The organism is Pseudomonas sp. FYR_2, assembly GCF_043106425.1.
Lineage (GTDB): Bacteria > Pseudomonadota > Gammaproteobacteria > Pseudomonadales > Pseudomonadaceae > Aquipseudomonas > Aquipseudomonas monteilii.
Genome location: NZ_JBICMM010000002.1, coordinates 34956 through 61794, shown reverse-complemented (window position 1 = coordinate 61794; position 26839 = coordinate 34956). Strand labels below are relative to the sequence as shown.

Annotated in this window: 27 protein-coding genes; 18 read left to right on the top strand and 9 right to left on the bottom strand. The window is 61.2% G+C overall.

Annotated features, from left to right (window positions below):
• Positions 1-217: 217 nt before the first annotated feature.
• Both rhlB and ACF8R4_RS00365 read right to left on the bottom strand, forming a co-directional pair.
• Complete coding sequence (rhlB, locus tag ACF8R4_RS00370) at positions 218-1681, bottom strand: ATP-dependent RNA helicase RhlB (protein WP_392491437.1); 1464 nt, start codon at positions 1679-1681, stop codon at positions 218-220.
• A gap of 101 nt (positions 1682-1782) precedes the next feature.
• Positions 1783-2439, bottom strand: coding sequence for an alpha/beta hydrolase (locus tag ACF8R4_RS00365; RefSeq protein ID WP_392491435.1), 657 nt, complete (start codon positions 2437-2439; stop codon positions 1783-1785).
• Positions 2440-2771: 332 nt separating this feature from the next.
• On the opposite strand from ACF8R4_RS00365, the gene ACF8R4_RS00360 reads away from it, so the two are divergent.
• The 4 genes from ACF8R4_RS00360 (at position 2772) to ACF8R4_RS00345 (ending at position 6929) form a co-directional block, all read left to right on the top strand.
• Positions 2772-3800 (top strand): amino acid ABC transporter substrate-binding protein, encoded by a 1029-nt coding sequence (locus ACF8R4_RS00360; RefSeq protein ID WP_016713531.1) that lies wholly within the window; start codon positions 2772-2774, stop codon positions 3798-3800.
• A 67-nt stretch (positions 3801-3867) separates the two neighbouring features.
• Positions 3868-5046 carry an amino acid ABC transporter permease gene (locus ACF8R4_RS00355; RefSeq protein ID WP_060499779.1) on the top strand — a complete coding sequence of 393 codons (1179 nt, stop codon included), beginning with the start codon at positions 3868-3870 and terminating at the stop codon, positions 5044-5046.
• 10 nt (positions 5047-5056) lie between these two features.
• Positions 5057-6154, top strand: coding sequence for an amino acid ABC transporter permease (locus ACF8R4_RS00350; protein ID WP_392491433.1), 1098 nt, complete (start codon positions 5057-5059; stop codon positions 6152-6154).
• Between the two features lie 10 nt (positions 6155-6164).
• On the top strand, positions 6165-6929 hold the full coding sequence (locus ACF8R4_RS00345) for an amino acid ABC transporter ATP-binding protein (RefSeq protein ID WP_043207442.1): 765 nt from the start codon (positions 6165-6167) through the stop codon (positions 6927-6929).
• 31 nt (positions 6930-6960) lie between these two features.
• Here the strand turns inward: ACF8R4_RS00345 and algW are convergent, their stop codons facing one another.
• Entirely contained in the window at positions 6961-8121 is a 1161-nt protein-coding gene (gene algW, locus ACF8R4_RS00340; protein ID WP_019098030.1) for a Do family serine endopeptidase AlgW, read from the bottom strand.
• 157 nt (positions 8122-8278) lie between these two features.
• Here algW and ACF8R4_RS00335 point away from each other — a divergent pair, with 157 nt between their 5' ends.
• The 3 genes from ACF8R4_RS00335 to cysN all read left to right on the top strand — a co-directional run bounded on the left by ACF8R4_RS00335 (position 8279) and on the right by cysN (position 12067).
• Positions 8279-9037 (top strand): Nif3-like dinuclear metal center hexameric protein, encoded by a 759-nt coding sequence (locus tag ACF8R4_RS00335; protein WP_104833383.1) that lies wholly within the window; start codon positions 8279-8281, stop codon positions 9035-9037.
• A gap of 194 nt (positions 9038-9231) precedes the next feature.
• Positions 9232-10149 carry a sulfate adenylyltransferase subunit CysD gene (gene cysD / locus ACF8R4_RS00330; protein ID WP_013974136.1) on the top strand — a complete coding sequence of 306 codons (918 nt, stop codon included), beginning with the start codon at positions 9232-9234 and terminating at the stop codon, positions 10147-10149.
• 16 nt (positions 10150-10165) lie between these two features.
• Positions 10166-12067 (top strand): sulfate adenylyltransferase subunit CysN, encoded by a 1902-nt coding sequence (cysN, locus tag ACF8R4_RS00325; RefSeq protein WP_060499782.1) that lies wholly within the window; start codon positions 10166-10168, stop codon positions 12065-12067.
• A gap of 110 nt (positions 12068-12177) precedes the next feature.
• Here the strand turns inward: cysN and ACF8R4_RS00320 are convergent, their stop codons facing one another.
• On the bottom strand, positions 12178-12657 hold the full coding sequence (locus ACF8R4_RS00320; protein ID WP_016498026.1) for an Lrp/AsnC family transcriptional regulator: 480 nt from the start codon (positions 12655-12657) through the stop codon (positions 12178-12180).
• 127 nt (positions 12658-12784) lie between these two features.
• On the opposite strand from ACF8R4_RS00320, the gene ACF8R4_RS00315 reads away from it, so the two are divergent.
• The gene (locus ACF8R4_RS00315; RefSeq protein WP_104833382.1) at positions 12785-13981 is read left to right on the top strand and encodes a methionine gamma-lyase; all 1197 of its coding nucleotides are present in this window, start codon (positions 12785-12787) and stop codon (positions 13979-13981) included.
• A gap of 47 nt (positions 13982-14028) precedes the next feature.
• On the opposite strand, the gene ACF8R4_RS00310 is transcribed toward ACF8R4_RS00315, so the two are convergent.
• Complete coding sequence (locus ACF8R4_RS00310; RefSeq protein WP_016713539.1) at positions 14029-14466, bottom strand: YhcB family protein; 438 nt, start codon at positions 14464-14466, stop codon at positions 14029-14031.
• 135 nt (positions 14467-14601) lie between these two features.
• Between ACF8R4_RS00310 and ACF8R4_RS00305 the strand changes: the two genes are divergently transcribed.
• From ACF8R4_RS00305 to zapE, 3 genes are all read left to right on the top strand, one after another.
• Positions 14602-15237 carry an alpha/beta hydrolase gene (locus ACF8R4_RS00305; RefSeq protein WP_060499784.1) on the top strand — a complete coding sequence of 212 codons (636 nt, stop codon included), beginning with the start codon at positions 14602-14604 and terminating at the stop codon, positions 15235-15237.
• Between the two features lie 25 nt (positions 15238-15262).
• Entirely contained in the window at positions 15263-16612 is a 1350-nt protein-coding gene (locus tag ACF8R4_RS00300) for a tryptophan--tRNA ligase (protein ID WP_392491431.1), read from the top strand.
• 198 nt (positions 16613-16810) lie between these two features.
• Entirely contained in the window at positions 16811-17905 is a 1095-nt protein-coding gene (zapE, locus tag ACF8R4_RS00295; RefSeq protein WP_060499786.1) for a cell division protein ZapE, read from the top strand.
• Between the two features lie 115 nt (positions 17906-18020).
• Here the strand turns inward: zapE and ACF8R4_RS00290 are convergent, their stop codons facing one another.
• Both ACF8R4_RS00290 and ACF8R4_RS00285 read right to left on the bottom strand, forming a co-directional pair.
• On the bottom strand, positions 18021-18941 hold the full coding sequence (locus tag ACF8R4_RS00290; protein ID WP_174442268.1) for a GlxA family transcriptional regulator: 921 nt from the start codon (positions 18939-18941) through the stop codon (positions 18021-18023).
• A 236-nt stretch (positions 18942-19177) separates the two neighbouring features.
• Positions 19178-20218 (bottom strand): NADP(H)-dependent aldo-keto reductase, encoded by a 1041-nt coding sequence (locus ACF8R4_RS00285; protein ID WP_060499787.1) that lies wholly within the window; start codon positions 20216-20218, stop codon positions 19178-19180.
• Positions 20219-20475: 257 nt separating this feature from the next.
• Here ACF8R4_RS00285 and rplM point away from each other — a divergent pair, with 257 nt between their 5' ends.
• The 7 genes from rplM (at position 20476) to ACF8R4_RS00250 (ending at position 25339) form a co-directional block, all read left to right on the top strand.
• Positions 20476-20904, top strand: a complete 429-nt coding sequence (gene rplM / locus ACF8R4_RS00280; protein ID WP_003251819.1) for a 50S ribosomal protein L13 — start codon at positions 20476-20478, stop codon at positions 20902-20904.
• Between the two features lie 14 nt (positions 20905-20918).
• Positions 20919-21311 (top strand): 30S ribosomal protein S9, encoded by a 393-nt coding sequence (gene rpsI, locus ACF8R4_RS00275; RefSeq protein WP_003260797.1) that lies wholly within the window; start codon positions 20919-20921, stop codon positions 21309-21311.
• A gap of 263 nt (positions 21312-21574) precedes the next feature.
• Complete coding sequence (gene petA / locus ACF8R4_RS00270; protein WP_003251823.1) at positions 21575-22168, top strand: ubiquinol-cytochrome c reductase iron-sulfur subunit; 594 nt, start codon at positions 21575-21577, stop codon at positions 22166-22168.
• On the top strand, positions 22168-23379 hold the full coding sequence (locus ACF8R4_RS00265) for a cytochrome bc complex cytochrome b subunit (RefSeq protein ID WP_003251825.1): 1212 nt from the start codon (positions 22168-22170) through the stop codon (positions 23377-23379). The genes petA and ACF8R4_RS00265 overlap by 1 nt, the downstream gene beginning before the upstream one ends.
• Positions 23379-24158 (top strand): cytochrome c1, encoded by a 780-nt coding sequence (locus tag ACF8R4_RS00260; RefSeq protein ID WP_060499788.1) that lies wholly within the window; start codon positions 23379-23381, stop codon positions 24156-24158. The genes ACF8R4_RS00265 and ACF8R4_RS00260 overlap by 1 nt, the downstream gene beginning before the upstream one ends.
• Before the next feature lie 118 nt (positions 24159-24276).
• Positions 24277-24900, top strand: a complete 624-nt coding sequence (locus ACF8R4_RS00255) for a glutathione S-transferase N-terminal domain-containing protein (protein WP_392491428.1) — start codon at positions 24277-24279, stop codon at positions 24898-24900.
• Positions 24901-24910: 10 nt separating this feature from the next.
• Positions 24911-25339, top strand: a complete 429-nt coding sequence (locus tag ACF8R4_RS00250) for a ClpXP protease specificity-enhancing factor (protein ID WP_082426418.1) — start codon at positions 24911-24913, stop codon at positions 25337-25339.
• Between the two features lie 315 nt (positions 25340-25654).
• Here the strand turns inward: ACF8R4_RS00250 and ACF8R4_RS00245 are convergent, their stop codons facing one another.
• Both ACF8R4_RS00245 and ACF8R4_RS00240 read right to left on the bottom strand, forming a co-directional pair.
• A complete protein-coding gene (locus ACF8R4_RS00245; protein ID WP_016713549.1) occupies positions 25655-26233 on the bottom strand; it encodes a BON domain-containing protein in 579 nt (192 codons plus the stop codon).
• Positions 26230-26823 carry a phosphoheptose isomerase gene (locus tag ACF8R4_RS00240; protein ID WP_012274070.1) on the bottom strand — a complete coding sequence of 198 codons (594 nt, stop codon included), beginning with the start codon at positions 26821-26823 and terminating at the stop codon, positions 26230-26232. Before ACF8R4_RS00240 ends, ACF8R4_RS00245 begins: the two co-directional genes overlap by 4 nt.
• Positions 26824-26839: the final 16 nt, after the last annotated feature.

Here is a 26839-nt window from a genome sequence, read left to right as displayed (position 1 = left end):
ACCCTAACAAAGCAAAAGGCGGCTGGCCCTATCGGGCCAGCCGCCTTTTCTTTTTCAAAATGTCAGCGCTGCGCAGATCTGAAGCCGTACATCTCAAGTTTGCTGCGCGACAGCGCAGCCCGGAAGGGCTGGGTGATCTCCCACAGGTACTGCACAGATTTAAAGCCCTGTGACGTACCTGTGGGAGCGGGCTTGCCCGCGAAGAATCCAGCATCGGTCAGTGATGCTTGCGCGGCACCGGCTTCAGCAGCTCATCCGGCGGCATCTCACACTTGATCTTGCGCCCCAGCAGTTCTTCGATCGCCGGCAGCTGGTAGGAGTCATCCTCCCCGGCAAAGCTGATCGACACGCCACTGGTCCCCGCACGGCCTGTGCGGCCAATGCGGTGCACGTAGTCATCCGGGTCTTCCGGCAGGGTGAAGTTGATCACGTGGCTGATGCCATCGATGTGAATACCACGCCCCGCCACATCCGTCGCCACCAGCACGGTAATGCGCCCTTCGCGGAAGCTTTCCAGGGTACGAATGCGCTTGTGCTGCGGCACGTCGCCCGACAGCTGGGCGGCATTGATGCCGTCGCGTACCAGTTTCTCCTCGATGCGCCGCACTTCGTCCTTGCGGTTGGCAAACACCATCACCCGTTCCCATTTGTTCTGGGTCACCAGGTTGTACAGCAGCTTGTACTTGTCGCTGCCAGCCACGGCATACACGTGCTGCTCGACCGTTTCGCTGGCCACGTTCTCCGGCTCGATCTCGACGATGGCCGGGTTGGTGGTCCACTGCTTGGCCAGGTTCATCACGTCGTCGGTGAAGGTGGCCGAGAACAGCAGGGTCTGGCGCTCGCTTTTCGGCGGCGTCTGGCGAATGATCTGGCGCACTTGTGGGATGAAGCCCATGTCGAGCATGCGGTCGGCTTCGTCCAGCACCATCACCTCGACCATGTCCAGGTGCACTTCGCCGCGTTGGTTGAAGTCCAGCAGGCGACCTGGGGTGGCGACCAGGATGTCGCAGTGGCGAGCTTCCAGGGCCTTGAGCTGCTTGTCGAAGTCCATGCCGCCGACGAAGCTCATCACGTTCAGGCCGGTGTACTTGGTCAGGGCGATGGCGTCCTTGGCGATTTGCACCACCAGCTCGCGGGTGGGCGCGATGATCAGCGCGCGCGGTTCACCCATGTAACGCTCTTTGGGCGGCGGCGTCTGCTGCAGCTGGGAAATGATCGAAATCAGGAACGCGGCGGTTTTGCCGGTACCGGTCTGCGCCCGGCCGATGGCGTCCTGGCCACGCAGGGTGTAACCCAGCACCTGCGCCTGGATCGGCGTGCAGTACGGGAAGCCCAGGTCGTGGATGGCGTGCATCAGCTCGTTGGACAGCTTGAAGTCGTGGAAGCGGGTTTTGCCTTCCTGTGGCTCGACCACGAAGTCTTCCGGCTTCCACAGGCTGGCCTGCGGCTTGGGCTTGCGTTCGCGACGCGTTTTTTCCTTGGCCGGGGTGTCGGCGGCTGGCGTGGCGGCGGTGGGCTGTTCGGCCTTTGGGGCAGGTTTGGCGCGTGGGGCGGCCGGTTTGGGCGCGGGCCGGGCCTCTGTGGCCGGGGCGGGCGCAGGCGGCGACACGCTGGCAGCAGGAGCGGCGGCCTGTGGCGCGGCGTCTCCCTTGCCGAATATTTTCTTGAGTGCCTTGAGCACGATCGTCTCATCAACTGGTTAAGGAATGTACGCCGGGCAGTGTAATGCAAGAACCGGGCGCGGCGTAGTGGAATAGCCCTACAACTACAGGCGGTCCTCGCTTATTGCAGTTGCTTGGCCAGCCATTCGTGGATGTCGTTCAGCTCCTCGACCACCACCTCGTGCTCCATCGGGTACTCGTGCCAGCGGGCGGCCACGCCCCAGGTGTTCAGGTACTCGAAGGCGGTGCGGCCCATGGACGGGATGACCACCGGGTCGTGCACGCCGTGCAGGCACAGGGCCGGGGTGCGTTGCTGGCACGCACTCAACTGGTGCTGGTCGTTGAAGGTGGGGGCATAGGTGGACAGGGCAATCACCCCGCCCAGTGCTTCTTGCCACTTTATATAGGCAGTGTGCAGCACCACCGCGCCACCCTGGGAGAAACCGGCCAGGAAAATACGCGACAGGCTGATGCCTTTGGCCTGCTCGGCCTTGATCAGGGCAATCACCTGTTCGGCCGATTCCTCCAGCTGCGCTTCGTCAATGGCGCGGGCCGGGGTCATGGCCTTGATGTCGTACCAGCTGGGCATGGCGTAGCCGCCATTGATGGTCACCGGGCGGGTTGGGGCCTGGGGCATGATGAAGCGGGTGGTGGCCAGGCGCTCCTGCATGAATTCGGCCACAGGTAGGAAGTCGTAACGGTCTGCACCCAGACCGTGCAACCAGATCACACAGGCATCGGCGGTTTTCTGCGGTTCGAGAATCAGCGGGTTGGTCATGACTGCTCCGAAAGTGTGCGGGTCTTGTTATGGCGTGCGTGAAAAGAAGGCACTGGAAATGATTGTCGGAAAAAGAATGTCGCAACGATACAACTTTCCCTACTTGACGAGCGCTTAAACGCTACAGCCAGAAATTTTGGTACGCGCTTTGCTATTCAACCTGTGATGCAAAGGGCAGGCCGTGACGGTAACACCCTTTGCACGCGAAGGCTGTCATAGAACAGCCCATTGCGCCAATTGACCCAATAACAAGCCAATACGGGTCGGATACGCCTCAAAAGGGTGCGGTGCAATTCCGGCTCGATACAACAAGAGCGATTTGGAGGTTGTGAATGAAGATGTTGAAAACCACCCTGGCAGTCCTGACCGCTGCCGCCGCGCTGGGCGCCGTGAGCAACGCCCAGGCTGGCGCCACCCTCGATGCGGTAAAGAAGAAGGGCTTCGTCCAGTGTGGCGTGAGCGACGGTCTTCCGGGCTTCTCGGTCCCTGATGCGCAGGGCAAGATCGTCGGTATCGACGCCGATGTGTGCCGCGCCGTGGCCGCCGCCGTGTTCGGCGACGCGACCAAGGTCAAGTTCAGCCAGCTCAACGCCAAGGAACGCTTCACCGCCCTGCAGTCGGGCGAGGTCGACGTGCTGTCGCGCAACACTACCTGGACCAGTTCGCGCGATGCCGGCATGGGCCTGGTGTTCGCCGGTGTCACCTACTATGACGGCGTAGGTTTCCTGGTCAACAAGAAGCTGGGTGTTTCCAGCGCCAAGGAGCTGGATGGTGCGACCATCTGTATCCAGGCCGGTACCACCACCGAGCTGAACGTGTCGGACTTCTTCCGCGCCAATAACCTCAAGTACACGCCGATCACCTTCGACACCTCGGACGAAAGCGCCAAGTCGCTGGAATCGGGCCGTTGCGACGTGCTGACCTCGGACAAGTCGCAGCTGTTCGCCCAGCGCTCCAAGCTGGCCGCGCCGACCGAGTACGTGGTGCTGCCGGAGACCATCTCCAAGGAGCCACTGGGCCCGGTGGTGCGTAAAGGCGACGAGGAGTGGTTCAGCATCGTCAAATGGACTCTGTTCGCCATGCTCAACGCCGAAGAGGCGGGCATCACCTCGAAGAATGTCGAGGCCGAAGCCAAGGCCACCAAAAACCCGGACGTCGCCCGCCTGCTGGGCGCGGACGGTGAGTACGGCAAGGACCTCAAGCTGCCCAAAGACTGGGTAGTGCAAATCGTGAAGCAAGTCGGCAACTACGGCGAAGTGTTCGAGAAGAACCTGGGCCAGAGCACCGACCTGAAGATCGACCGTGGCATGAACGCCCTATGGAACAACGGCGGCATCCAGTACGCGCCACCTGTGCGCTGATGGCTGCACCCTGCGGCGGCATCCCGCCGCCGCAGGCTGTTCGAATCCCTACTGTCCGGGGCACTTCATGCAAAATCAAATCGGCGCACCCAAGGGCTTGTCCCTTAACGATCCGCGTGTGCGCGCGTGGCTGTTCCAGATCCTCACGATCGTTCTCGTGGTCGGCCTGGGCTGGTACCTGTTCCACAACACGCAAACCAACCTGCAACACCGGGGGATTACCTCGGGCTTCGACTTTCTCGACCGCAGTGCCGGCTTCGGCATCGCCCAGCACCTGATCCCGTATGTCGAATCCGACAGCTATGCGCGGGTGTTCGTCATCGGCCTGCTCAATACCCTGCTGGTGACCTTCATCGGTGTCATTCTGGCGACGATCCTGGGGTTCATCATCGGTGTGGCGCGGTTGTCGCCTAACTGGATGATCAACAAGCTGGCGACCGTGTATGTCGAAACCTTCCGCAACATTCCGCCGTTGTTGCAGATCCTGTTCTGGTACTTCGCCGTGTTTCTGACCCTGCCGGGACCGCGGGGCAGCATCAACATCGACGACACCTTCTTTATCAGCAACCGTGGCCTGAACATGCCCGGCGCTTCGATGGCCGACGGCTTCTGGCCGTTCGTTGTTGCCTTGGCCGTGGCGGTGGTGGCGATCGTGGCGATGGTGCGTTACGCCAACAAGCGCTTCGACGAGACCGGCGTGCCGTTTCACAAGTTCTGGGTGGGGCTGGCGTTGTTCGTCGCCATTCCGGGTTTGAGCGTGCTGCTGTTCGGTAGCCCGGTGACCTGGGAAGTGCCGCAACTGAAAGGCTTCAACTTCGTCGGTGGCTGGGTATTGATCCCCGAGCTGCTGGCGCTGACCCTGGCCCTGACGATCTATACGGCCGCCTTCATTGCCGAAATCGTGCGTTCAGGCATCCGTTCGGTCAGCCACGGCCAGACCGAAGCCGCACGCTCGCTGGGCCTGCGCGAGGGGCCGACCCTGCGCAAGGTGATCATCCCCCAGGCACTGCGGGTGATCATTCCGCCGCTGACCAGCCAATACCTGAACCTGGCGAAAAACTCGTCGCTGGCGGCCGGTATCGGCTATCCAGAGATGGTCTCGCTGTTTGCCGGTACCGTGCTCAACCAGACCGGCCAGGCCATCGAGGTGATTGCGATCACCATGAGTGTCTATCTCGCCATCAGCATCAGCATTTCGCTGCTGATGAACTGGTACAACAAGCGCATTGCGCTGATCGAGCGGTGAGGATACGCCTGTGAATGCCCATGTTTTCAAACCCGACATGCCGCCACCGGTGAAAACCGTCGGCGTGCTCGCATGGATGCGTGCCAATCTGTTTTCCAGCTGGCTCAACACGCTGCTGACCCTGTTTGCCATCTACCTGGTGTGGCTGATCGTGCCGCCGCTTATCCAGTGGGCGTTGATCGACGCCAACTGGGTCGGCACCACCCGCGCCGACTGCACCAAGGAAGGCGCCTGCTGGGTGTTCGTGCAGCAGCGCTTCGGCCAGTTCATGTACGGCTATTACCCGTCGGAGTTGCGCTGGCGCGTGGACCTGACCGTGTGGCTTGCCGTGCTCGGCGCTGCGCCGCTGTTCATCAAGCGTTTCCCGCGCAAGGCCTTCTATGGCCTGGGGTTCCTGGTGCTGTACCCGATCCTGGCCTACACCCTGCTGCATGGCGGCCTGCTTGGCCTGGAAACCGTGGCCACCAGCCAGTGGGGTGGGCTGATGCTGACCCTGGTGATCGCCACCGTGGGTATCGTTGGCGCCTTGCCGCTGGGGATCCTGCTGGCCCTGGGGCGGCGTTCGCGCATGCCGGCCGTTAAGGTGGTGTGCGTGACTTTCATCGAGTTCTGGCGCGGCGTGCCGTTGATCACCGTGCTGTTCATGTCGTCGGTGATGCTGCCGTTGTTCCTGCCTGAAGGCATGAGCTTCGACAAGCTGCTGCGGGCGATGATCGGCGTGATCCTGTTCCAGTCGGCGTACATCGCCGAAGTGGTACGCGGGGGCCTGCAAGCCATTCCCAAGGGCCAGTACGAAGCCGCTGCGGCCATGGGCCTGGGCTACTGGCGCGCGATGGGCCTGGTGATTCTGCCGCAGGCGCTCAAGCTGGTTATTCCCGGCATCGTCAATACCTTCATTGCCCTGTTCAAGGACACAAGCCTGGTGATCATCATCGGCCTGTTCGACCTGCTGAACAGCGTCAAGCAAGCCGCCGCCGACCCGGCCTGGCTGGGCATGGCCACCGAGGGCTATGTGTTCGCCGCCCTGGTGTTCTGGATTTTCTGTTTCGGTATGTCCCGCTACTCCATGCACCTGGAGCGCAAGCTGGACACTGGCCACAAGCGTTAGGAGTTTCGAAATGAGTGAAGCGATCAAGCAGCCTGTCGGCCCCGAAGGCATCATCCAGATGCAGGGTGTGAACAAGTGGTATGGCCAGTTCCATGTGCTCAAGGACATCAACCTGAACGTGCGCCAGGGCGAGCGAATCGTACTGTGCGGGCCGTCCGGTTCGGGCAAGTCCACCACCATCCGTTGCCTCAACCGCCTGGAAGAACACCAGCAGGGGCGCATCGTGGTGGATGGTGTGGAGCTGACCAACGACCTCAAGCAGATCGAGGCCATCCGCCGCGAGGTGGGCATGGTGTTCCAGCACTTCAACCTGTTCCCGCACCTGAGCATTCTGGAAAACTGCACCCTGGCACCGATGTGGGTGCGCAAGATGCCCCGGCGCAAAGCCGAAGAAATTGCCATGCATTATCTGGAGCGCGTGCGTATTCCGGAGCAGGCGCACAAGTACCCGGGGCAGTTGTCCGGTGGCCAGCAGCAGCGTGTGGCGATTGCCCGTGCACTGTGCATGAAGCCGAAGATCATGCTGTTCGACGAACCGACCTCGGCGCTGGACCCGGAAATGGTCAAGGAAGTGCTCGATACCATGGTGGGCCTGGCCGAGGATGGCATGACCATGCTCTGTGTAACCCACGAAATGGGCTTCGCCCGCACCGTGGCGAACCGGGTGATCTTCATGGACAAGGGGGAGATCGTGGAGCAGGCGGCGCCGGATGACTTCTTCGACCGGCCGCGCAGTGACCGGACCAAGTTGTTCCTCAGCCAGATCCTGCACTGATGCAAATGGGGCCGCTAAGCGGCCCCATTTTTTACTTCTCTTCTTGTGTGGCTGCTGGAGCAGGTGGTGGCCGCAGCCCCACCTCGGCAATCAGCTTCAACTGCTGCCCGTTGCGCATCACCTCGATGGTGATCTTCTCGTTGGGCTTGATCCGTGCCACCTGGTTCATCGACTTGCGCCCGTCACCGGCCGGTTCCCCGTTGATGCTCAGAATCACGTCACCCAGTTGCAGCCCGGCCTTGGCCGCCGGCCCTTCGCGGAAGATGCCCGCCACCACGATACCCGGGCGGTCCTTCATGCCGAACGACTCGGCCAGCTCCTGGCTCAGCGGCTGCACTTCGATGCCCAGCCAGCCACGGATCACCTGGCCATGCTCGACGATCGACTTCATCACCTCCAGCGCCAGTTTCACCGGAATGGCGAAGCCGATGCCCTGCGAACCGCCCGACTTGGAGAAGATCGCGGTATTGATGCCGACCAGGTTGCCATTGGCATCGACCAAGGCGCCGCCCGAGTTACCCGGGTTGATGGCGGCGTCGGTCTGGATGAAGTCTTCGTAGTTGTTCAGGCCCAGCTGGTTACGGCCGGTGGCGCTGATGATACCCATGGTGACGGTCTGGCCGACGCCGAACGGGTTGCCGATGGCCAGCGACACGTCGCCGATGTGAATGGTGTCGGAACGGCCGATGGTGATCGCCGGCAGGTTCTTCAGGTCGATCTTCAGCACTGCCAAGTCGGTTTCCGGGTCGCTGCCGATCACCCGGGCCAGGGTTTCGCGGCCATCCTTCAACGCCACGACGATCTGGTCGGCCCCGCTGGTGACATGGTTATTGGTCAGCAGGTAGCCCTCGGGGCTCATGATCACTGCCGAGCCCAGGCTCGACTCCCAGCGGCGCTGCTTGGGCAGGTTGTCGCCGAAGAAGCGGCGGAACTGTGGGTCTTCGAACAATGGGTGGGCGCTTTTGTTCACCACTTTGGTGGTGTACAGGTTGACCACCGCAGGCGCGGCCAGCGTCACCGCGTCGGCGTAAGACACCGGGCCCTGCATGATGCGGGTGGTTTGTGGCGCCTGTTGCAGGTTGACGTCCTGGCTGGGCAGGCCGACCCATTCCGGGAAGCGCTGGATGATCAGCATGGCGATCAGCACGCCGGTGAGCAGGGGCCAGCCAAAGTAACGAAACGCCTTGAACATGAACGAATCCTGGAAAGAGCAGGGGCCATTGGCCGCGCAGTGGGGCATGAGCGCGCGCGATCATACACCGGTTCCCCCAGTGCCGGCGACGGCCCATAATGGCCGGCATTATACGGGCGTTGCGCCCGAGAAAAGCGCAGTTTTCGAGGAGATTTTCATGGCCGTCGCTCTCAACACCCTGGTCGAGGAAGCCGAACGCTACCTGGGCAGCGCGAAGATCCAGGATTATTGCCCCAATGGCCTGCAGGTCGAAGGCCGGCCGCAGGTCAGCCGCATCGTCAGCGGTGTTACCGCCAGCCAGGCGTTGCTGGATGCCGCAGTCGAGGCCGAGGCCGACCTGGTACTGGTGCACCATGGTTACTTCTGGAAGGGTGAGAACCCGTGCATCACAGGCATTCGTCAGCGTCGGCTGAAGACCCTGCTGAACAACGATATCAGCCTGCTGGCGTTTCACCTGCCGCTGGATGTGCACCCGGACGTGGGCAACAACGTGCAGCTGGCACGGCAACTGGACATCACCGTCGAAGGGCCGCTGGACCCGGAAAACCCCAAGGTGGTGGGACTGGTCGGCTCGCTGGTCGAACCGATGACGGCCCGCGACTTTGCCCGGCGCGTGCAGGAAGTGCTGGGACGTGAGCCGTTGCTGGTGGAGGGAGACGAGATGATCCGCCGGGTCGGCTGGTGCACCGGTGGCGGGCAGGGTTACATCGATACGGCGATTGCGGCCGGAGTGGACTTGTACCTTACCGGAGAGGCATCCGAGCAGACCTACCACAGTGCACGGGAGAATGGCGTCAGCTTCATCGCGGCCGGGCACCATGCCACCGAGCGATATGGGGTGCAGGCGTTGGGTGATTACCTGGCGCGGCGGTTTGCCGTGGAGCATCTGTTTATCGATTGCCCGAACCCCATCTGAGATCGGCGTCGCCTGTTTCGCGGGCATGCCCGCGAAGGGCCGCAGGGCGGCCCCGTTTCAGCCCAAACCCCCAGTCATATCGTTAGACCTTTTCGATCTAGCCCGCCTCCTAAATAGAAGCACCCGCTGTGATAAAGTGGCTCGCTCGAACACGGCCCGCAGGCCGTCCATAAGATCGTTTTTCGTGAGTAGCCATGGTCGACAAACTGACGCACTTGAAACAGCTGGAGGCGGAGAGCATCCACATTATCCGCGAGGTGGCCGCCGAGTTCGATAACCCGGTGATGCTGTACTCGATCGGCAAGGATTCCGCCGTGATGCTGCACCTGGCGCGCAAGGCCTTCTTCCCGGGTAAGCTGCCGTTCCCGGTGATGCACGTCGACACCCAGTGGAAATTCCAGGAGATGTACAGCTTCCGCGACAAGATGGTCGAGGAAATGGGCCTGGAACTGATCACCCACGTCAACCCCGAGGGTGTGGCGCAGGGCATCAACCCGTTCACCCATGGCAGCTCCAAGCACACCGACATCATGAAAACCCAGGGCCTGAAGCAGGCACTGGACAAGCATGGTTTCGATGCCGCCTTCGGTGGCGCGCGCCGCGACGAAGAGAAGTCGCGGGCCAAGGAGCGTGTGTATTCGTTCCGGGACAGCAAGCACCGCTGGGACCCGAAAAACCAGCGCCCCGAGCTGTGGAACGTGTACAACGGCAAGGTCAACAAGGGCGAGTCGATCCGCGTCTTCCCGCTGTCGAACTGGACCGAGCTGGACATCTGGCAGTACATCTACCTCGAAGGCATCCCGATCGTGCCGCTGTACTTCGCCGCTGAGCGCGAAGTGATCGAGAAGAACGGCACCCTGATCATGATCGACGACGAGCGCATCCTCGAGCATCTCACCGATGAAGAGAAAGCGCGCATCGTCAAGAAGAAGGTGCGTTTCCGTACCCTCGGTTGCTACCCGTTGACGGGGGCTGTCGAGTCGGAAGCCGAAACGCTCACCGACATCATTCAGGAAATGCTCCTGACGCGCACTTCCGAGCGCCAGGGCCGAGTCATCGACCACGATGGCGCCGGTTCCATGGAAGACAAAAAACGTCAGGGCTACTTCTAATTTTCAGGGTTACTCCATGTCGCACCAATCCGATTTGATCAGCGAAGATATCCTCGCTTATCTGGCTCAGCACGAGCGCAAAGAACTGCTGCGTTTCCTCACCTGCGGTAACGTGGATGACGGCAAGAGCACCCTGATCGGGCGCCTGCTGCACGACTCGAAGATGATCTACGAGGACCACCTCGAAGCCATCACCCGTGATTCGAAGAAAGTCGGCACCACCGGCGAAGAAGTCGACCTGGCACTGCTGGTAGACGGCCTGCAGGCCGAGCGCGAGCAGGGCATCACCATCGATGTCGCCTACCGCTACTTCTCCACCGCCAAGCGCAAGTTCATCATTGCCGACACCCCGGGCCACGAGCAGTACACCCGCAACATGGCCACCGGTGCGTCCACCTGCGACCTGGCGATCATCCTGGTCGATGCCCGCTACGGCGTGCAGACCCAGACCCGCCGCCACAGCTACATCGCTTCGTTGCTGGGCATCAAGCACATCGTGGTCGCGGTCAACAAGATGGACCTCAAAGGCTTCGATCAGGACGTCTTCGAGTCGATCAAGGCGGATTACCTGAAGTTTGCCGACGCCATCAACCTGACCCCAAGCAGCCTGCACTTCGTGCCGATGTCGGCGCTCAAGGGCGATAACGTGGTCAACCACAGCGAGCGTTCGCCGTGGTACGCCGGCCCGACGCTGATGGAAATCCTCGAAACCGTCGAAGTGTCGGCCGACCGCAACTTCACCGACCTGCGCTTCCCGGTGCAGTACGTGAACCGCCCGAACCTGAACTTCCGCGGCTTCGCCGGCACCATCGCCAGCGGCGTGGTACACAAGGGCGACGAAATCGTCGTGCTGCCGTCGGGCAAGAGCAGCCGCGTCAAGTCCATCGTCACCTATGAGGGTGAACTGGAAAACGCAGGCCCAGGCCAGGCCGTGACCCTGACCATGGAAGACGAGATCGACATCTCCCGTGGTGACCTGCTGGTACACGCCGACAACGTACCGCCGGTGACCGACCAGTTCGACGCCATGCTGGTGTGGATGGCCGAAGAGCCGATGCTGCCGGGCAAGAAGTACGACATCAAGCGCGCCACCAGCTACGTGCCGGGCTCGGTTGCCAGCATCACCCACAAGGTTGACGTGAATACCTTGGAGCAGGGCGCTGCCAGCGCACTGCAACTGAACGAGATCGGCCGCGTGAAGGTTGCCCTGGACGCTTCGATCGCGCTGGACGGTTACGACAGCAACCGCACCACCGGTGCGTTCATCGTCATCGACCGCCTGACCAACGGCACCGTCGGCGCCGGCATGATCATCGCCCCGCCAGTACTGCCGCACGGCAGCACCGGCCAGCATGGCAAGCAGGCTCACGTGTCCACCGAGGAGCGTGCACTGCGCTTTGGTCAGCAGCCAGCCACCGTGCTGTTCAGCGGCCTGTCCGGCGCTGGCAAGAGCACCCTGGCCTATGCCGTGGAGCGCAAGCTGTTCGATATGGGCCGTGCGGTGTACGTGCTCGACGGCCAGAACCTGCGCCACGACCTGAACAAGGGCCTGCCACAGGACCGTGCCGGTCGCACCGAGAACTGGCGCCGCGCCGCCCATGTGGCGCGCCAGTTCAACGAAGCCGGCTTGCTGACCCTGGCTGCGTTCGTGGCCCCGGATGCCGAAGGCCGCGAGCAGGCCAAGGCGCTGATCGGCAAAGACCGACTGGTGACTGTGTACGTTCAGGCATCGCCGCTGGCCTGCCGTGAGCGTGACCCACAAGGCCTGTACGCTGCCGGTGGCGACAACATCCCGGGCGAAAGCTTCCCGTTCGATGTGCCGCTGGATGCGGATCTGGTGATCGACACCCAGTCCACCAGCGTGGATGAAGGCGTGAAGCTGGTGCTGGACGTGCTGCGCCAGCGTGGCGCGATCTAAGCGCTGGCCTGCAATTAAAAACCCGCTTCGGCGGGTTTTTTTATTGTCTGGTTCCGGCTCCCACAGGTTCTCTGCTTGATCATTAACCAATGTTCAGATGTAGGAGCCACTTAGATGTGTTTCTCCGACACAGGTATCACCCGTCTTTCCTTCACCGCCTTGTAGGAAAAACTCGAATAGATCTCCTTCACCCCCGGCAACCGCTGCAGCACTTCCCGAGTGAATTCCCCGAACGACTCCAGGTCCCTTGCCAGGATCTCCAGCAAAAAGTCATAGCGCCCGGAGATGTTATGGCAGGCCACGATCTCAGGGATTTCCATCAGCCGCTGCTCGAACGCCAGTGCCATGTCCTTGGTGTGCGAGTCCATCATGATGCTGACGAACGCGGTCACGCCAAACCCTAGCGACTTGGGCGAGAGAATGGCCTGGTAGCCAGTGATGTAGCCGTTGTCTTCCAGCAGCTTGACCCGTCGCCAGCAGGGTGAGGTGGTGAGCGCCACCTGGTCGGCGAGTTCGGCGACGGTAAGGCGGGCGTTGTCTTGCAAGGCCGCGAGCAGGGCGCGGTCGGTGCGGTCGAGGCTTGAAGGCATGTTTTGCCCTCCTGGTCCGTTGATTATTGTTTTTGTTCCAACAAGCACGCAGATCGGTGGGCTATTTTGGAAAAAATCGGGCAGCTCGGTGGCATAAGCTTATAACAAACCACAAGAGGCTGTTGCCATGCGCGACTCCCATAACAACACCGGTTTTTCCACGCGGGCCATTCACCATGGCTACGACCCGCTTTCCCACGGTGGCGCGCTGGTGCCGCCGGTGTACCAGACCGCCACCTATGCCTTCCCCACTGTTGAATACGGCGCTGCGTGCTTTGCTGGGGAGGCGGCGGGGCATTTCTACAGCCGCATCTCCAACCCCACCCTGGCACTGCTGGAACAACGCATGGCTTCACTGGAGGGCGGTGAGGCGGGGTTGGCGTTGGCGTCGGGTATGGGCGCTATTACCTCGACCATCTGGACCCTGTTGCGGCCGGGTGATGAACTGATTGTCGGGCGCACCTTGTATGGCTGCACCTTCGCTTTTCTGCACCACGGTATTGGTGAGTTCGGGGTGAAGGTCCGCCATGTCGACCTGAACGATGCCAAGGCATTGAAAGCGGCGATCAACAGTAAAACACGGATGATCTACTTTGAAACGCCGGCTAACCCCAACATGCAACTGGTGGACATCGCGGCGGTTGCCCAGGCCGTGCAGGGGCATGATGTGCATGTCGTGGTGGATAACACCTACTGCACGCCTTACTTGCAGCGGCCACTTGAGCTGGGGGCGGACCTGGTGGTGCATTCGGCAACCAAGTACCTCAGTGGCCATGGCGACATCACCGCCGGCCTGGTAGTGGGGCGCAAGGCGCTGGTCGACCGTATTCGCCTGGAAGGGCTGAAAGACATGACCGGGGCGGTAATGTCGCCACATGATGCGGCGTTGCTGATGCGCGGGATCAAGACCCTGGCTCTGCGCATGGACCGGCATTGCAGCAATGCCCGGCAGGTGGCCGAGTTTCTGGCCCGGCAGCCGCAGGTGGAGCTGATTCATTACCCCGGTTTGCCGTCGTTCGCCCAGTACGAACTGGCGCAACGGCAGATGCGTTTGCCGGGCGGCATGATCGCTTTCGAGCTCAAGGGCGGTATCGAGGCGGGGCGGCGCTTCATGAATGCGCTACAGCTGTTTGCTCGGGCGGTGAGCCTGGGGGATGCCGAGTCGTTGGCACAGCACCCGGCGAGCATGACGCACTCCAGTTACACGCCGCAAGAGCGGGCACATCACGGGATATCGGAGGGGCTGGTGAGGTTGTCGGTGGGTCTGGAGGATGTGGAGGATCTATTGGCGGATGTCGAGCAGGCATTGCAGGCTTGCAAATAGGTAAACCGAAAAAGGCCTCTTGCGAGGCCTTTTTCATGTTCAGCGGATTAACGCTTGAGCCCGTAGCTCTCATCCAGCATGCCCGGCGAGTTGGGCGCTTTCGGTGCATAGTCGCGTGGCACTTCGGCGGTGTCTTTCGGCGGGGTCAGGCGGTCACGTGGTCCTTGCGGCGCTTCGGAGTGCAGTGCAGCCAGCAGGCGTTGGCGAGTGACTTCATCCAGGGCCAGGCTGTTGGCGCCTTCGGCCAGGTGATCCTGCACGTCCTGGTAGCTTTGGGTCAGTTTCTTGACCAGCACGGCGGTGCTGTTGAAGTGGGTGACCACTTCGTTCTGGTAGCTGTCGAAACGCTTCTGGATGTCATCCAGCTGACGCTGTGTGCTGCTGGGCGCGGCATTGGGCAGCAGGCGGGCCACGACGAAACCGACGACCACGCCAATGACCAGGGCCAGGGTTGGCAACAACCAAACAAGGAGCGAGAGTTCCACGAGTCCTTCCTCTATAAACGGCTTTGCTTTACGTTAACGGCTCAGACCTGCGCTGTATACCGCGAGCGATCGCAAATCAGAACAGAATTCCTCACCTAGACGAATCGACCCCTCCCGAGGTCACGGAGTAGTGCCTTGCTTGTCCGCGAAACCCCCTTGTTCATCGATGGCCCCAGCGGCCAGCTGGAAGCCTTGTACCTTGATGTGGCCGATGCCCGTGGCGCGGTGCTGATCTGCCACCCCAACCCGGTCCAGGGCGGCACCATGCTCAACAAGGTGGTCTCGACCCTGCAACGCACCGCCCGCGATGCCGGTTACGTCACCCTGCGTTTCAATTACCGTGGCGTTGGCCAAAGCGCCGGCAGCCATGACATGGGCGCAGGCGAAGTGGCCGATGCCGACGCTGCCGCAGCCTGGCTGCGGGCCAGACATCCTGAACTGCCGCTGGTGCTGATGGGCTTCTCGTTCGGCGGCTTCGTCGCCACCAGCCTGGCCGGCCGCCTGGAGGCTGCAGGCACCGAGTTGCAGCACCTGTTCATGATCGCCCCGGCAGTCATGCGCCTGACGGCGGAATTCCCGCTGCCACAGCGCTGCCCGATCACCGTGGTGCAACCGGATGCCGACGAAGTCGTTGCGCCGCAGCTGGTTTACGAATGGTCTGACAGCCTGTCGCGCCCCCATGAGCTGCTGAAAGTGGCAGAATGCGGACACTTCTTCCATGGCAAGCTGACCGATCTGAAGGATCTGCTGCTGCCGCGCCTTTCGAACTGAGCCAAGCCTGAATAAGCGAACACCCATGACCACGCGCATCCTTACCGGTATCACCACCACCGGCACACCGCACCTGGGCAACTACGCCGGCGCCATCCGCCCGGCGATCCGTGCCAGCCAGCAGCCCGGTGTCGACTCGTTCTACTTCCTGGCCGACTACCACGCCCTGATCAAGTGCGACGACCCGATGCGCATCCAGCGTTCGCGCCTGGAAATCGCCGCGACCTGGCTGGCCGGTGGCCTGGACCCGGACAAAGTGACCTTCTACCGCCAGTCCGACATCCCGGAAATCCCCGAGCTGACCTGGCTGTTGACCTGCGTTGCTGCTAAAGGCCTGCTGAACCGTGCCCATGCCTACAAGGCCTCGGTGGACAAGAACGTCGAGGCCGGCGAAGACCCGGACGCTGGCGTGACCATGGGCCTGTTCAGCTACCCGGTGCTGATGGCTGCCGACATCCTGATGTTCAACGCCAACAAGGTGCCGGTCGGCCGCGACCAGATCCAGCACGTGGAAATGGCCCGTGACATCGGCCAGCGCTTCAACCACCTGTTCGGCCAGGGCAAGGACTTCTTCGCCCTGCCGGAGGCGGTGATCGAGGAAAGCGTGGCGACCCTGCCAGGCCTGGACGGGCGCAAGATGTCCAAGAGCTATGACAACACCATCCCGTTGTTCACCAGCGCCAAGGACATGAAAGACGCCATCTCGCGCATCGTCACCGACTCGCGCGCCCCAGGCGAAGCGAAAGACCCGGACAATTCGCACCTGTTCACCCTGTTCCAGGCCTTCTCGACGCCTGAACAATGTGCCGGGTTCCGCGAAGAGCTGTTGCAGGGCCTGGGCTGGGGTGATGCCAAGCAACGCCTGTTCCAGCTGCTGGACGGTCAGTTGGCCGAAAAGCGTGAGTACTACCACCAGTTGATCGCCCGGCCGGCGGAGCTGGAAGACATCCTGCTGGCCGGCGCCGCCAAGGCCCGCAAGATCGCCACGCCATTCCTCGAGCAACTGCGCGAGTCTGTAGGCCTGCGTTCGTTCCGCAGTGGCGTCCAGGTCAATACCGAAGTGAAGAAGAAAGCCGCCAAGAGCGCGCGTTTCGTCAGCTTCCGCGACGAAGACGGCAGCTTCCGCTTCCGCCTGCTGGCCGCTGATGGCGAGCAACTGCTGCTGTCGCGCAGCTTTGCCGATGGCAAGAGTGCCGGCGCCGTCAGCAAGCAGTTGCAGCAGGGTGGCGAGGCGGATGTGCGCGTCGACGGCCTGGGCTTCGGCCTGTGGCTGAACGGCGAGCAGGTGGCTGACGGGCCGCAGTTCGACAGCGCCGAAGCCCGTGATGCAGCTATTCAAAGCCTGCGTGATGCCCTGGCACCCCAGCAGGACTGAGGATGTTTATCTGTGGGAGCGGGCAAGCCCGCGAAGCAGGCACCGCGGTGCGTGGCACCGGCTTCGCCGGTGTTCGCGGGCGCGCCCGCTCCCACAGGATTCCACTCGGACTGAGGCATATTGACGCAAGTCTCATTGCCATTAAGCGGGCCTGTCGCTACAGTGACGGCCCGTTTTTTGTTGCCTCGCTAACGAATCATGACTCCCTTAGAACGCTATCAAGCAGATCTGAAACGTCCCGACTTCTTCCATGACGCGGCGCAGGAAACTGCGGTGCGTCACCTGCAGCGCCTGTACGACGACCTGGTGCACGCGCAGAACAACAAGCCGGGCGTGTTCGGCAAGCTGTTCGGCAAGAAGGAGCAGACCCCGGTCAAGGGCCTGTACTTCTGGGGTGGGGTAGGGCGAGGCAAGACCTACCTGGTCGATACCTTCTACGAAGCGCTGCCGTTCAAGCAGAAGATGCGTACGCACTTCCACCGCTTCATGAAGCGTGTGCACGAGGAAATGAAAACCCTCAAGGGCGAGAAGAACCCGCTGACCATCATTGCCAAGCGCTTCAGCGAAGAAGCCAAGGTAATCTGCTTCGACGAATTCTTCGTGTCGGACATTACCGATGCCATGATTCTCGGCACCTTGATGGAGGAGCTGTTCAAGAACGGCGTGTCGCTGGTGGCTACCTCCAACATCGTGCCGGACGGCCTGTACAAGGACGGCCTGCAACGTGCGCGCTTCCTGCCGGCCATCGCCATGATCAAGCAGTACACCGACGTGGTGAACGTCGACAGCGGCGTCGACTACCGCCTGCGTCACCTGGAGCAGGCCGAGCTGTTCCACTTCCCGCTCAACGATGCGGCGCATCAGAGCATGCGCGCCAGCTTCAAGGCGCTGACCCCTGAGTGCACCCAGGCGGTCGAGAATGACGTGCTGATGATCGAGAACCGCCCGATCAATGCGCTGCGTACTTGCGATGACGTTGCCTGGTTCGACTTCCGCGCCCTGTGCGACGGGCCGCGTAGCCAGAACGACTACATCGAGCTGGGCAAGATTTTCCATGCAGTGCTGCTGAGCAACGTGGAGCAGATGGGCGTGACCACCGACGACATCGCCCGCCGTTTCATCAACATGGTGGACGAGTTCTACGACCGTAACGTCAAGTTGATCATTTCGGCTGAGGTGGAGCTGAAGGATCTGTATACCGGTGGGCGTCTGAGCTTCGAGTTCCAGCGCACCCTGAGCCGGTTGCTGGAGATGCAGTCGCACGAATTCCTGTCGCGCGCACACAAGCCCTAAAGGCAGCGGCAAGCTACAAGCTTCAAGCGGCAAGAAAAAAGCCAGAGCAAACCGCATGTTGCTCTGGCTTTTTTCTTGCCGCTTGAAGCTTGTAGCTTGCCGCTCAGGAAGCCTTTCAGGCTTCCTGCATGAACTGTTGCCGATACTGGTTCGGCGACAACTCGGTGTGCTGACGGAACAGCCGCGCAAAGAAACTGGCATCGTCATAACCGACCTCATAGCTGATGGTCTTGATGCTCTTGCGCGTACTCGACAGCAACCCCTTGGCTGTTTCGATCCGTAGCCGTTGCAGGTAGTGCAGCGGCTTGTCGCCCGTCGCGCCCTGGAAGCGGCGCATGAAGTTGCGGATGCTCATGCCGTGGTTGCGGGCCACATCCTCGAAGCGGAACTTGTCGGCGAAGTGCTCTTCCAGCCAGTGCTGGATCTGCAGGATGATCAGGTCCTGGTGCAGCTTCTGCCCGCCAAAGCCCATACGCCCCGGGGTGTAGTTGCGCTGGACTTCGTAGAGGATGTCGCGGGCCACGGCGCGGGCCACGTTGGCGCCGCAGAAGCGTTCGATCAGGTAGATGTACAGGTCGCAGGCCGAGGTAGCGCCGCCCGCGCAATAGATATTGTCGGCGTCGGTCAGGTGCTTGTCCTGGTTCAGCCGGATCTTCGGAAAGCGCTCGGCAAAGCTGTTGAAGAAGCGCCAGTAGGTCGTCGCCTCCTTGCCATCGAGCAGGCCGGACTCGGCCAGCCAGAACACGCCACTGGCCTCGGCGCACAGCACCGCGCCGCGCGCATGCTGGTCACGCAGCCACGGTAGCACCTGTGGGTAGCGCTGCAGCAGGTTGTCGAAGTCGTCCCAATAGGCCGGGAGGATGATCACATCGGCATCGTCCAGGCCACCGTCGACCGGTAACTGCACATTGCTGAAACTGTCCACAGGCTGGCCGTCGGGGCTCACCAGGCGGATTTCGAACATGGGCTGCAGGCCCAGGCCCAGCTGCTTGCTGTAGCGCAGGCTGGCGAGGTGGAAGAAATCCTTGGCTTGCATCAAGGTCGAAGCGAACACCTTGTCAATGGCCAGGATGCTGACGCGCCGCAGCGACGCGGAGGGTTGGGTAAACATCATTGTCATTGTTCTTATAGGGTAGAGTGGTCAATCACCGGCTGGATCGTCTTATGTTTTTTGCCCAGCTGCAAGCTTCGAGCTACAAGCTGCAAGAAAAAAGCAGGTCGGTACTCGCCCGCTCTGTCTTGCAACTTGAAGCTTGCCGCTTGTGGCTTTGATCAAGGGGCAGGGTTGGGCTGCTCCTGGTGAATCGCCTCGATCCCTACCAGCAGCTCGTCGCTCAGGCTCAGCTCAATGCTGGCCAGGTTGCTCTCCAGTTGCTCGAGGCTGGTCGCGCCAATGATGTTGCTGGTCACGAAAGGCTGCCGGGTCACGAATGCCAGGGCCATCTGCGCCGGGTCCAGGCCATGCTCGCGGGCCAGTTGCACGTAGCGGCTGCAGGCCGCCACGGTCTGCGGGTTGGAGTAGCGGGCAAAGCGGCTGAAGAGGGTCAGGCGGGCATTTTCCGGCCGTGCACCGTTCTCGTACTTGCCCGAGAGCATGCCGAAGGCCAGCGGCGAGTAGGCCAGCAGGCCGCACTGCTCACGGATGGCCACTTCCGCCAGGCCTACCTCGAAACTGCGGTTGAGCAGGTTGTAGGGGTTCTGGATCGATACCGCCCGCGGCCAGCCACGGCTCTCGGCCAGTTGCAGAAACTTCATGGTGCCCCACGGCGTTTCGTTGGACAGGCCGACGTGACGGATCTTGCCCGCACGCACCTGTTCGTCGAGTACTTCGAGGGTTTCTTCCAGCGGGGTGAAGTGGTCCTGTGGCAGGTGCTGGTAGCCCAGCTTGCCGAAGAAGTTGGTGCTGCGCTCCGGCCAGTGCAACTGGTACAAGTCGATGCGGTCGGTCTGCAGGCGCTTCAGGCTCTCGTCCAGTGCCGCGACGATGTGCTGACGGTTGTGTTTGAGCTGGCCGTCGCGAATGTGGCTGATGCCGTTGCCGGGGCCTGCGACCTTGCTGGCCAGTACCCAGTCGTCACGGTCGCCATGTTCACGGAACCAGTTGCCGATGATGCGCTCGGTGGCTGCGTAGGTTTCGGGGCGGGGCGGTACCGGGTACATCTCGGCGGTGTCGATGAAGTTGATCCCGGCGGCCTTGGCCCGGGCGATCTGTTCGAAGGCTTCGGCCTGAACGTTCTGTTCGCCCCAGGTCATGGTGCCCAGGCACAGGGCGCTGACGTTGAGGTCGGTACGGCCGAGCTGGCGGTATTCCATCAGGTAGACACTCCTTGGCAAAGAAGCCCATCAAAGCAGGTTGAAATTTTTCGCGCAATCTGGATAATTCGGCCCCTCTCCGTGTGGCGGAAGTGATGCACCACCACGCAGGAAGAACCCCGTCGAACATTGGCGTGCCCGACCCGAGCCCCCAAAAGCGTCAGCGTTCGGCTGCGCGTTTGCCCTTGGCAAGCTGTGCACTATCCAGTAAGATTCGCCGTCTATTTTTCGCTGGGCGGCCTCTGAGGCTTTAGAGAATGAAAACTTTTACTGCTAAACCGGAAACAGTAAAGCGCGAGTGGTTCGTAGTTGACGCCGCTGGCCAGACCCTGGGTCGTCTGGCTACCGAAATCGCTACCCGTCTGCGTGGCAAACACAAACCAGAATACACCCCTCACGTTGACACCGGTGACTACATCGTCGTTATCAACGCCGAGCAGGTTCGTGTGACTGGTGCCAAGTCTTCCGACAAAATGTACTACTCCCACTCCGGCTTCCCGGGCGGTATCAAGGAAATCAACTTCGAGAAGTTGATCGCCAAGGCCCCTGAGCGTGTTATCGAAACCGCGGTCAAAGGCATGCTGCCTAAGAATCCGCTGGGTCGCGACATGTACCGCAAGCTGAAAGTGTACGCGGGTGCTGCTCACCCACACACTGCTCAGCAGCCTCAAGAACTGAAGATCTAACGGGAAGGTTCATTATGTCGGCGACTCAAAACTACGGCACTGGCCGTCGCAAGACCGCAACCGCTCGCGTATTCCTGCGTCCGGGTACTGGTAACATTTCCATCAACAACCGTTCTCTGGACGTGTTCTTCGGTCGCGAAACCGCTCGCATGGTTGTTCGCCAGCCACTCGAGCTGACCGAAACCGTTGAGAAGTTCGACATCTACGTCACCGTTTCCGGTGGTGGTGTCAGCGGTCAGGCCGGTGCGATCCGTCACGGTATCACCCGCGCCCTGATGGAATACGACGAAACCCTGCGTGGCGCTCTGCGTCGTGCTGGCTACGTCACCCGCGATGCTCGTGAAGTCGAGCGTAAGAAAGTGGGTCTGCGTAAAGCGCGTAAGCGTCCTCAGTACTCCAAGCGTTAATACCGCTTCGGCAGTCGAGAAAAGCCCGGTTCCTTGGAACCGGGCTTTTTTTTTGGCTTGAACTAACCTGTCAGCATGTCAGTGGCCACTTGTCGCATAGACGCAGATCAAGCAAAGCGCGGGTTGTCGCCCCTTGCCGGGGTAATCACCTTGTCAGTGTGTGGATTTGTTTCTTACCATGGCGGCCAATTTTTAGTGCCATTGACACAACCTAAGTACAAGCCTGGTTCAACAGGCCAAGCAAGCTGATGGGAGAGGACTGAATGAGCAATGACGGCGTCAACGCAGGCCGGCGCCGCTTCCTCGTAGCCGCGACATCCGTGGTCGGGGCAGCGGGAGCAGTGGGGGCTGCGGTACCGTTCGTGGGGTCATGGTTTCCCAGTGCCAAGGCGAAAGCCGCGGGTGCACCGGTGAAGGTCAATATCGCCAAGGTCGAGGCCGGGCAGCAGATGGTGGCCGAGTGGCGTGGCCAGCCGGTGTTCATTGTGCGGCGAACGGAGGAAATCCTCGGTAACCTGAAAAAAATCACCGGCGACCTGTCTGATCCAGAGTCCAAGGCCTCGGTGCAGCCGGCTTACGTCGACCCTGAGGTTCGCTCGATCAAGCCGGAAATCCTCATTCTCGTCGGCCTGTGCACGCACCTGGGGTGTTCGCCCACCTTCCGCCCGGAAGTGGCGCCTGCCGATCTCGGTCCAAAGTGGGTGGGTGGCTACTTCTGCCCGTGCCACGGCTCCCACTACGACCTTGCTGGTCGCGTCTACAAGTCGCAGCCGGCACCTCTCAACCTGCCAGTGCCACCGCACTCTTACGAGTCGGACGAGATCATCGTCATCGGCGTCGACCAGGAGAACGCATGATGAGCAAGTTCATGGACTGGATTGATGCTCGCTTCCCCGCCACCAAGATGTGGGAAGACCACCTTAGCAAGTATTACGCGCCCAAGAACTTCAACTTCCTGTACTTCTTCGGCTCCCTGGCGCTGCTGGTGCTGGTCAACCAGATCGTCACCGGCGTATGGCTGACCATGAGCTTTACGCCCTCGGCGGAAGAGGCATTCGCCTCGGTCGAGTACATCATGCGTGACGTGGAATACGGCTGGATCCTGCGCTATTTGCACTCCACCGGTGCGTCGGCGTTCTTTATCGTGGTCTACCTGCACATGTTCCGTGGCCTGCTGTACGGCTCCTACCAGAAGCCGCGCGAACTGGTCTGGCTGTTCGGCATGCTGATCTACCTGGCGCTGATGGCTGAAGCCTTCATGGGCTATCTGCTGCCGTGGGGGCAGATGTCGTACTGGGGGGCCCAGGTGATCATCTCGCTGTTTGGCGCCATTCCGGTGATTGGCGACGACCTCACTCAGTGGATCCGCGGCGACTACCTGATCTCGGGTATCACCCTGAACCGCTTCTTCGCCTTGCATGTGGTCGCACTGCCCATCGTCATCCTCGGCCTGGTGGTGCTGCACATCCTTGCCCTGCACGAAGTGGGTTCGAACAACCCCGATGGCGTCGACATCAAGAAGAAAAAGGACGAAAACGGCATTCCGCTGGACGGCATTCCGTTCCACCCGTACTACACCGTCAAGGACATCGTCGGCGTGGTGGTGTTCCTGTTCGTGTTCTGCGCGGTGGTGTTCTTCTTCCCTGAAATGGGTGGCTACTTCCTGGAGAAACCGAACTTCGAGCAGGCCAACGCCTTCAAGACGCCTGAGCACATTGCGCCTGTGTGGTACTTCACACCGTTCTACGCCATTTTGCGTGCGGTGCCTGACAAGCTGATGGGCGTCATCGCCATGGGTGCGGCCATCGCCGTGCTGTTCGTACTGCCCTGGCTCGACCGAAGCCCGGTGCGTTCCATGCGTTACAAGGGCTGGATCAGCAAGGTCTTCCTGCTGGTGTTCTGCGTGGCCTTCGTCATTCTCGGCGTGCTGGGCGTACTGGCGCCGACACCTGGGCGCACCTTGCTGTCGCAGGTATGCACGGTGTTGTACTTCGCCTACTTCCTGCTGATGCCGTTCTACACAAGGCTCGAGAAGACCAAACCGGTTCCGGAAAGGGTGACTGGCTGATGAAAAAGTTGATTGCAGTATTTTTGCTGGCAGTGATGCCTGCCTTTTCCTTCGCTGCTGAACACGGCCTGGAGCTGGACAAGGTCGATATCGACCTGACCGACAAGGCCGCCATGCAGGATGGTGCGCGCACCTTTGCCAACTATTGCATGGGTTGCCACAGTGCCAAGTTCCAGCGTTACGAGCGTGTGGCCGATGACCTCGGCATCCCTCACGAACTGATGCTGGAGAAGCTGGTGTTCACCGGTGCCAAGATTGGCGACCACATGCAGATTGGCATGAAGCCCAGTGACGCCAAGACCTGGTTTGGCGCCGCGCCGCCAGACCTGACGCTGGTGGCTCGGGTGCGCGGTACCGACTGGCTGTACACCTACCTGCGTAGCTTCTATGAGGACCCGTCGCGGCCTTACGGGGTGAACAACAAGGTGTTCCCGAACGTCGGCATGCCCAACGTGCTGGTCGGCCTGCAAGGCAATCAGGTGGTCGGTTGCAAGCAGGTGCAGACCGTGACCGATGGCAAGAAGCAGTTCGACCCATTGACCGGTAGCCCGATCACCCATGAAGCCTGCGACCAGCTGACCATTACGCCGAAATCCGGTACCCTGACGACCGAGCAGTTCGACGAGAAGGTCAAGAACCTGGTGACCTTCCTGGCCTATTCGGCCAACCCGGTCAAACTGGAAAGCCAGCGCATCGGTACCTATGTGTTGCTGTACCTGGCTTTCTTCTTCGTATTCGCCTACTTGCTCAAGCGTGAATACTGGAAGGACGTGCACTGATCACGCAGTAGTTTCTGGTTGTTGAACGCGCCCGGGGCGCCCCAGCAGAAATGCCGGGGGCGCCCCGGGCGCGTTTTCATTTAAAGTTGCACAAGCATCCCGTGCGAGGAGCCGCTACATGGGCGCAACCAACAGGTTAGCCTGCTATTCCGATCCCGCTGATCACTATTGTCATCGGGTACGCCTGGTGTTGGCCGAGAAGGGCGTTGCCGTACAGGTCATCGATGTCAACCCCGCCCGCCTGCCGCCCAAGCTGGCCGAGGTGAACCCTTACGGCAGTGTGCCGACCCTGGTCGACCGTGACCTGGCGTTGTATGAGTCGACCGTGGTGATGGAATACCTGGAGGAGCGTTACCCACACCCGCCGCTGATGCCGGTATACCCGGTTGCGCGTGGCAACAGCCGTTTGCTGATGCACCGCATTCAGCGCGACTGGTGTGCCCTGGCCGATACCGTGCTCGATTCACGCAGCAGCGAGGCTGCCAGAACCGAAGCGCGCAAGGCCTTGCGCGAAAGCCTGACCGGCGTTTCGCCGCTGTTCAATGAATTCGCCTGTTTCATGAGCGATGAGCAAAGCCTGGTCGATTGCTGTCTACTGCCCATACTCTGGCGTTTGCCGGTGTTGGGTATCGAGTTGCCGCGGCAAGCCAAGCCGCTGCTGGATTACATGGAACGTCAGTTCGCCCGCGAGCCTTTCCAGGCGAGCCTGTCCTCCGTAGAACGTGAAATGCGCAAGCTTTAAGGAGCCGTTGATGAACTCCAGTCGCCCCTATCTGGTTCGAGCACTGTACGAGTGGATCGTCGACAACGATTGCACGCCCCATATGCTGGTCAATGCCGAATTCCCGAAAGTTCAGGTGCCGGATGGTTTCGCCAGTGATGGCCAGATTGTCCTGAATATCTCCCCAAGCGCTGTGCGCCACCTGCACATGGACAATGAAGCGGTCAGCTTCGAGGGTCGTTTCAGTGGAGTGGCCCACTCGCTGTTCGTACCCGTTGGCGCCATTCTAGGCATCTATGCCCGCGAAAATGGCCAGGGCATGGTCTTCGAGCTGGAGTCGCCAATGGATGGCGACGAGCCGGAAGACGATGACGTGCAGCCGGATGACGACGGGCCGCCAGAGGGTGGTGGGCAGCCGCCACGCCCAAGTGGCCGACCGAGCCTGAAAGTGGTCAAGTAACAAAAAAGGCGATCCAACCGGATCGCCTTTTTTGTGCCTGCCACACCACTTTCAGCGCCTGTGAGATCGAGCGCCGCCCGCGCGGCGCATCGCGAGCTGCGCTCGCTCCTACGTCTGTTTCGGGCCAATTATTCCTGGGGGATTTGCGCGTGAACGCCTTGGCGCATGGCGCGATATTGTGTCGTACAAGCCAGGCGGTCGCGCGCGCCTGTCACAGGCGTTACTGGCCCGAAACAAGCGTAGGAGCGAGCGCAGCTCGCGATGCGCCGCGCGGGCGGCGCTCGATCTCGCAGGCGCCGAAATTCTCCAGCCGAATCAGTCGATGTATTCGAACAGCTTGACGATCTTCTGCACGCCCGACACGCCCTGTACCACGGCAGTGGCCGAGTTGGCCTCCTGCTGGGTTACCAGGCCGAGCAAGTAGACGATACCGTTTTCGGTAATCACCTTGATGCGCGAGCTGGGCACGGCATTGTCAGTCAGCATCTGGGTCTTGATCTTGGTGGTCAGCCAGGCGTCGTTGTTGCGTGCCAGGATGGAGGAGGGCTGCATCACCTGCAGTTCGTTGTGCACTTTCTTGACCCGCTGCACCTGGCCGGCGGTTTGCTCGGCAAGGCTCTTGAGGTCGGCGCGCGGGGTTTGCCCGGCCAGCAGGACGATGCCGTTGTAGCTGCTGACAACGATGTGCGAGCCTTTGTCCAGGTCAGGGCTGGCTTTGGAAATGTTCACGGCGGCCTTGGTCTCGATCAGCGAGTCGTCGATCTTGCTGCCGATGGTGCGCGTGCCGCGATCGTCCTCGATCGGCGAATTGCGTGTAGAGGTAAGTACCGAGCTGCAACCGGTGACGCTCAGGCACAGGGTCAGGGCCATCAGGCCGAGGCGCATTGGGGTCATTCTTCACTCCCGAACAGTTGGCTGTCGATCAGGTCGCACAGGCAGTGGATCGCCAGCAGGTGGACTTCCTGGATACGCGCGGTAACGGTGGAAGGTACGCGGATTTCCACGTCCTCGGGCAGCAGCAGCGAAGCCATGCCGCCGCCGTCGCGGCCAGTCAATGCTACGACAATCATTTCGCGGTCATGTGCGGCCTGGATCGCCTGGATCACGTTGGCCGAGTTGCCGCTGGTGGAAATCGCCAGCAGAACGTCGCCGGGTTGGCCCAGGGCGCGGATCTGCTTGGAAAAGACTTCGTTGTAGCTGTAATCGTTGGCGATCGAGGTCAGGGTCGAGCTGTCGGTGGTCAGCGCGATGGCAGGCAGGCTCGGGCGTTCACGTTCGAAGCGGTTGAGCAGCTCGGAGGAAAAATGCTGGGCATCGCCAGCCGATCCGCCGTTGCCGCAGGCGAGCATCTTGCCCTCGTTGAGCAGCGCATTGACCATGACCAGGCTGGCCTGCTCGATGTGCGGTGCCAGGATGTCCATTGCCTGTTGCTTGGTATCGATGCTGGCCTGAAACAGCCGGCGGATTCGGGATTGCATGTCCATCTGGTGACCTTAAGTA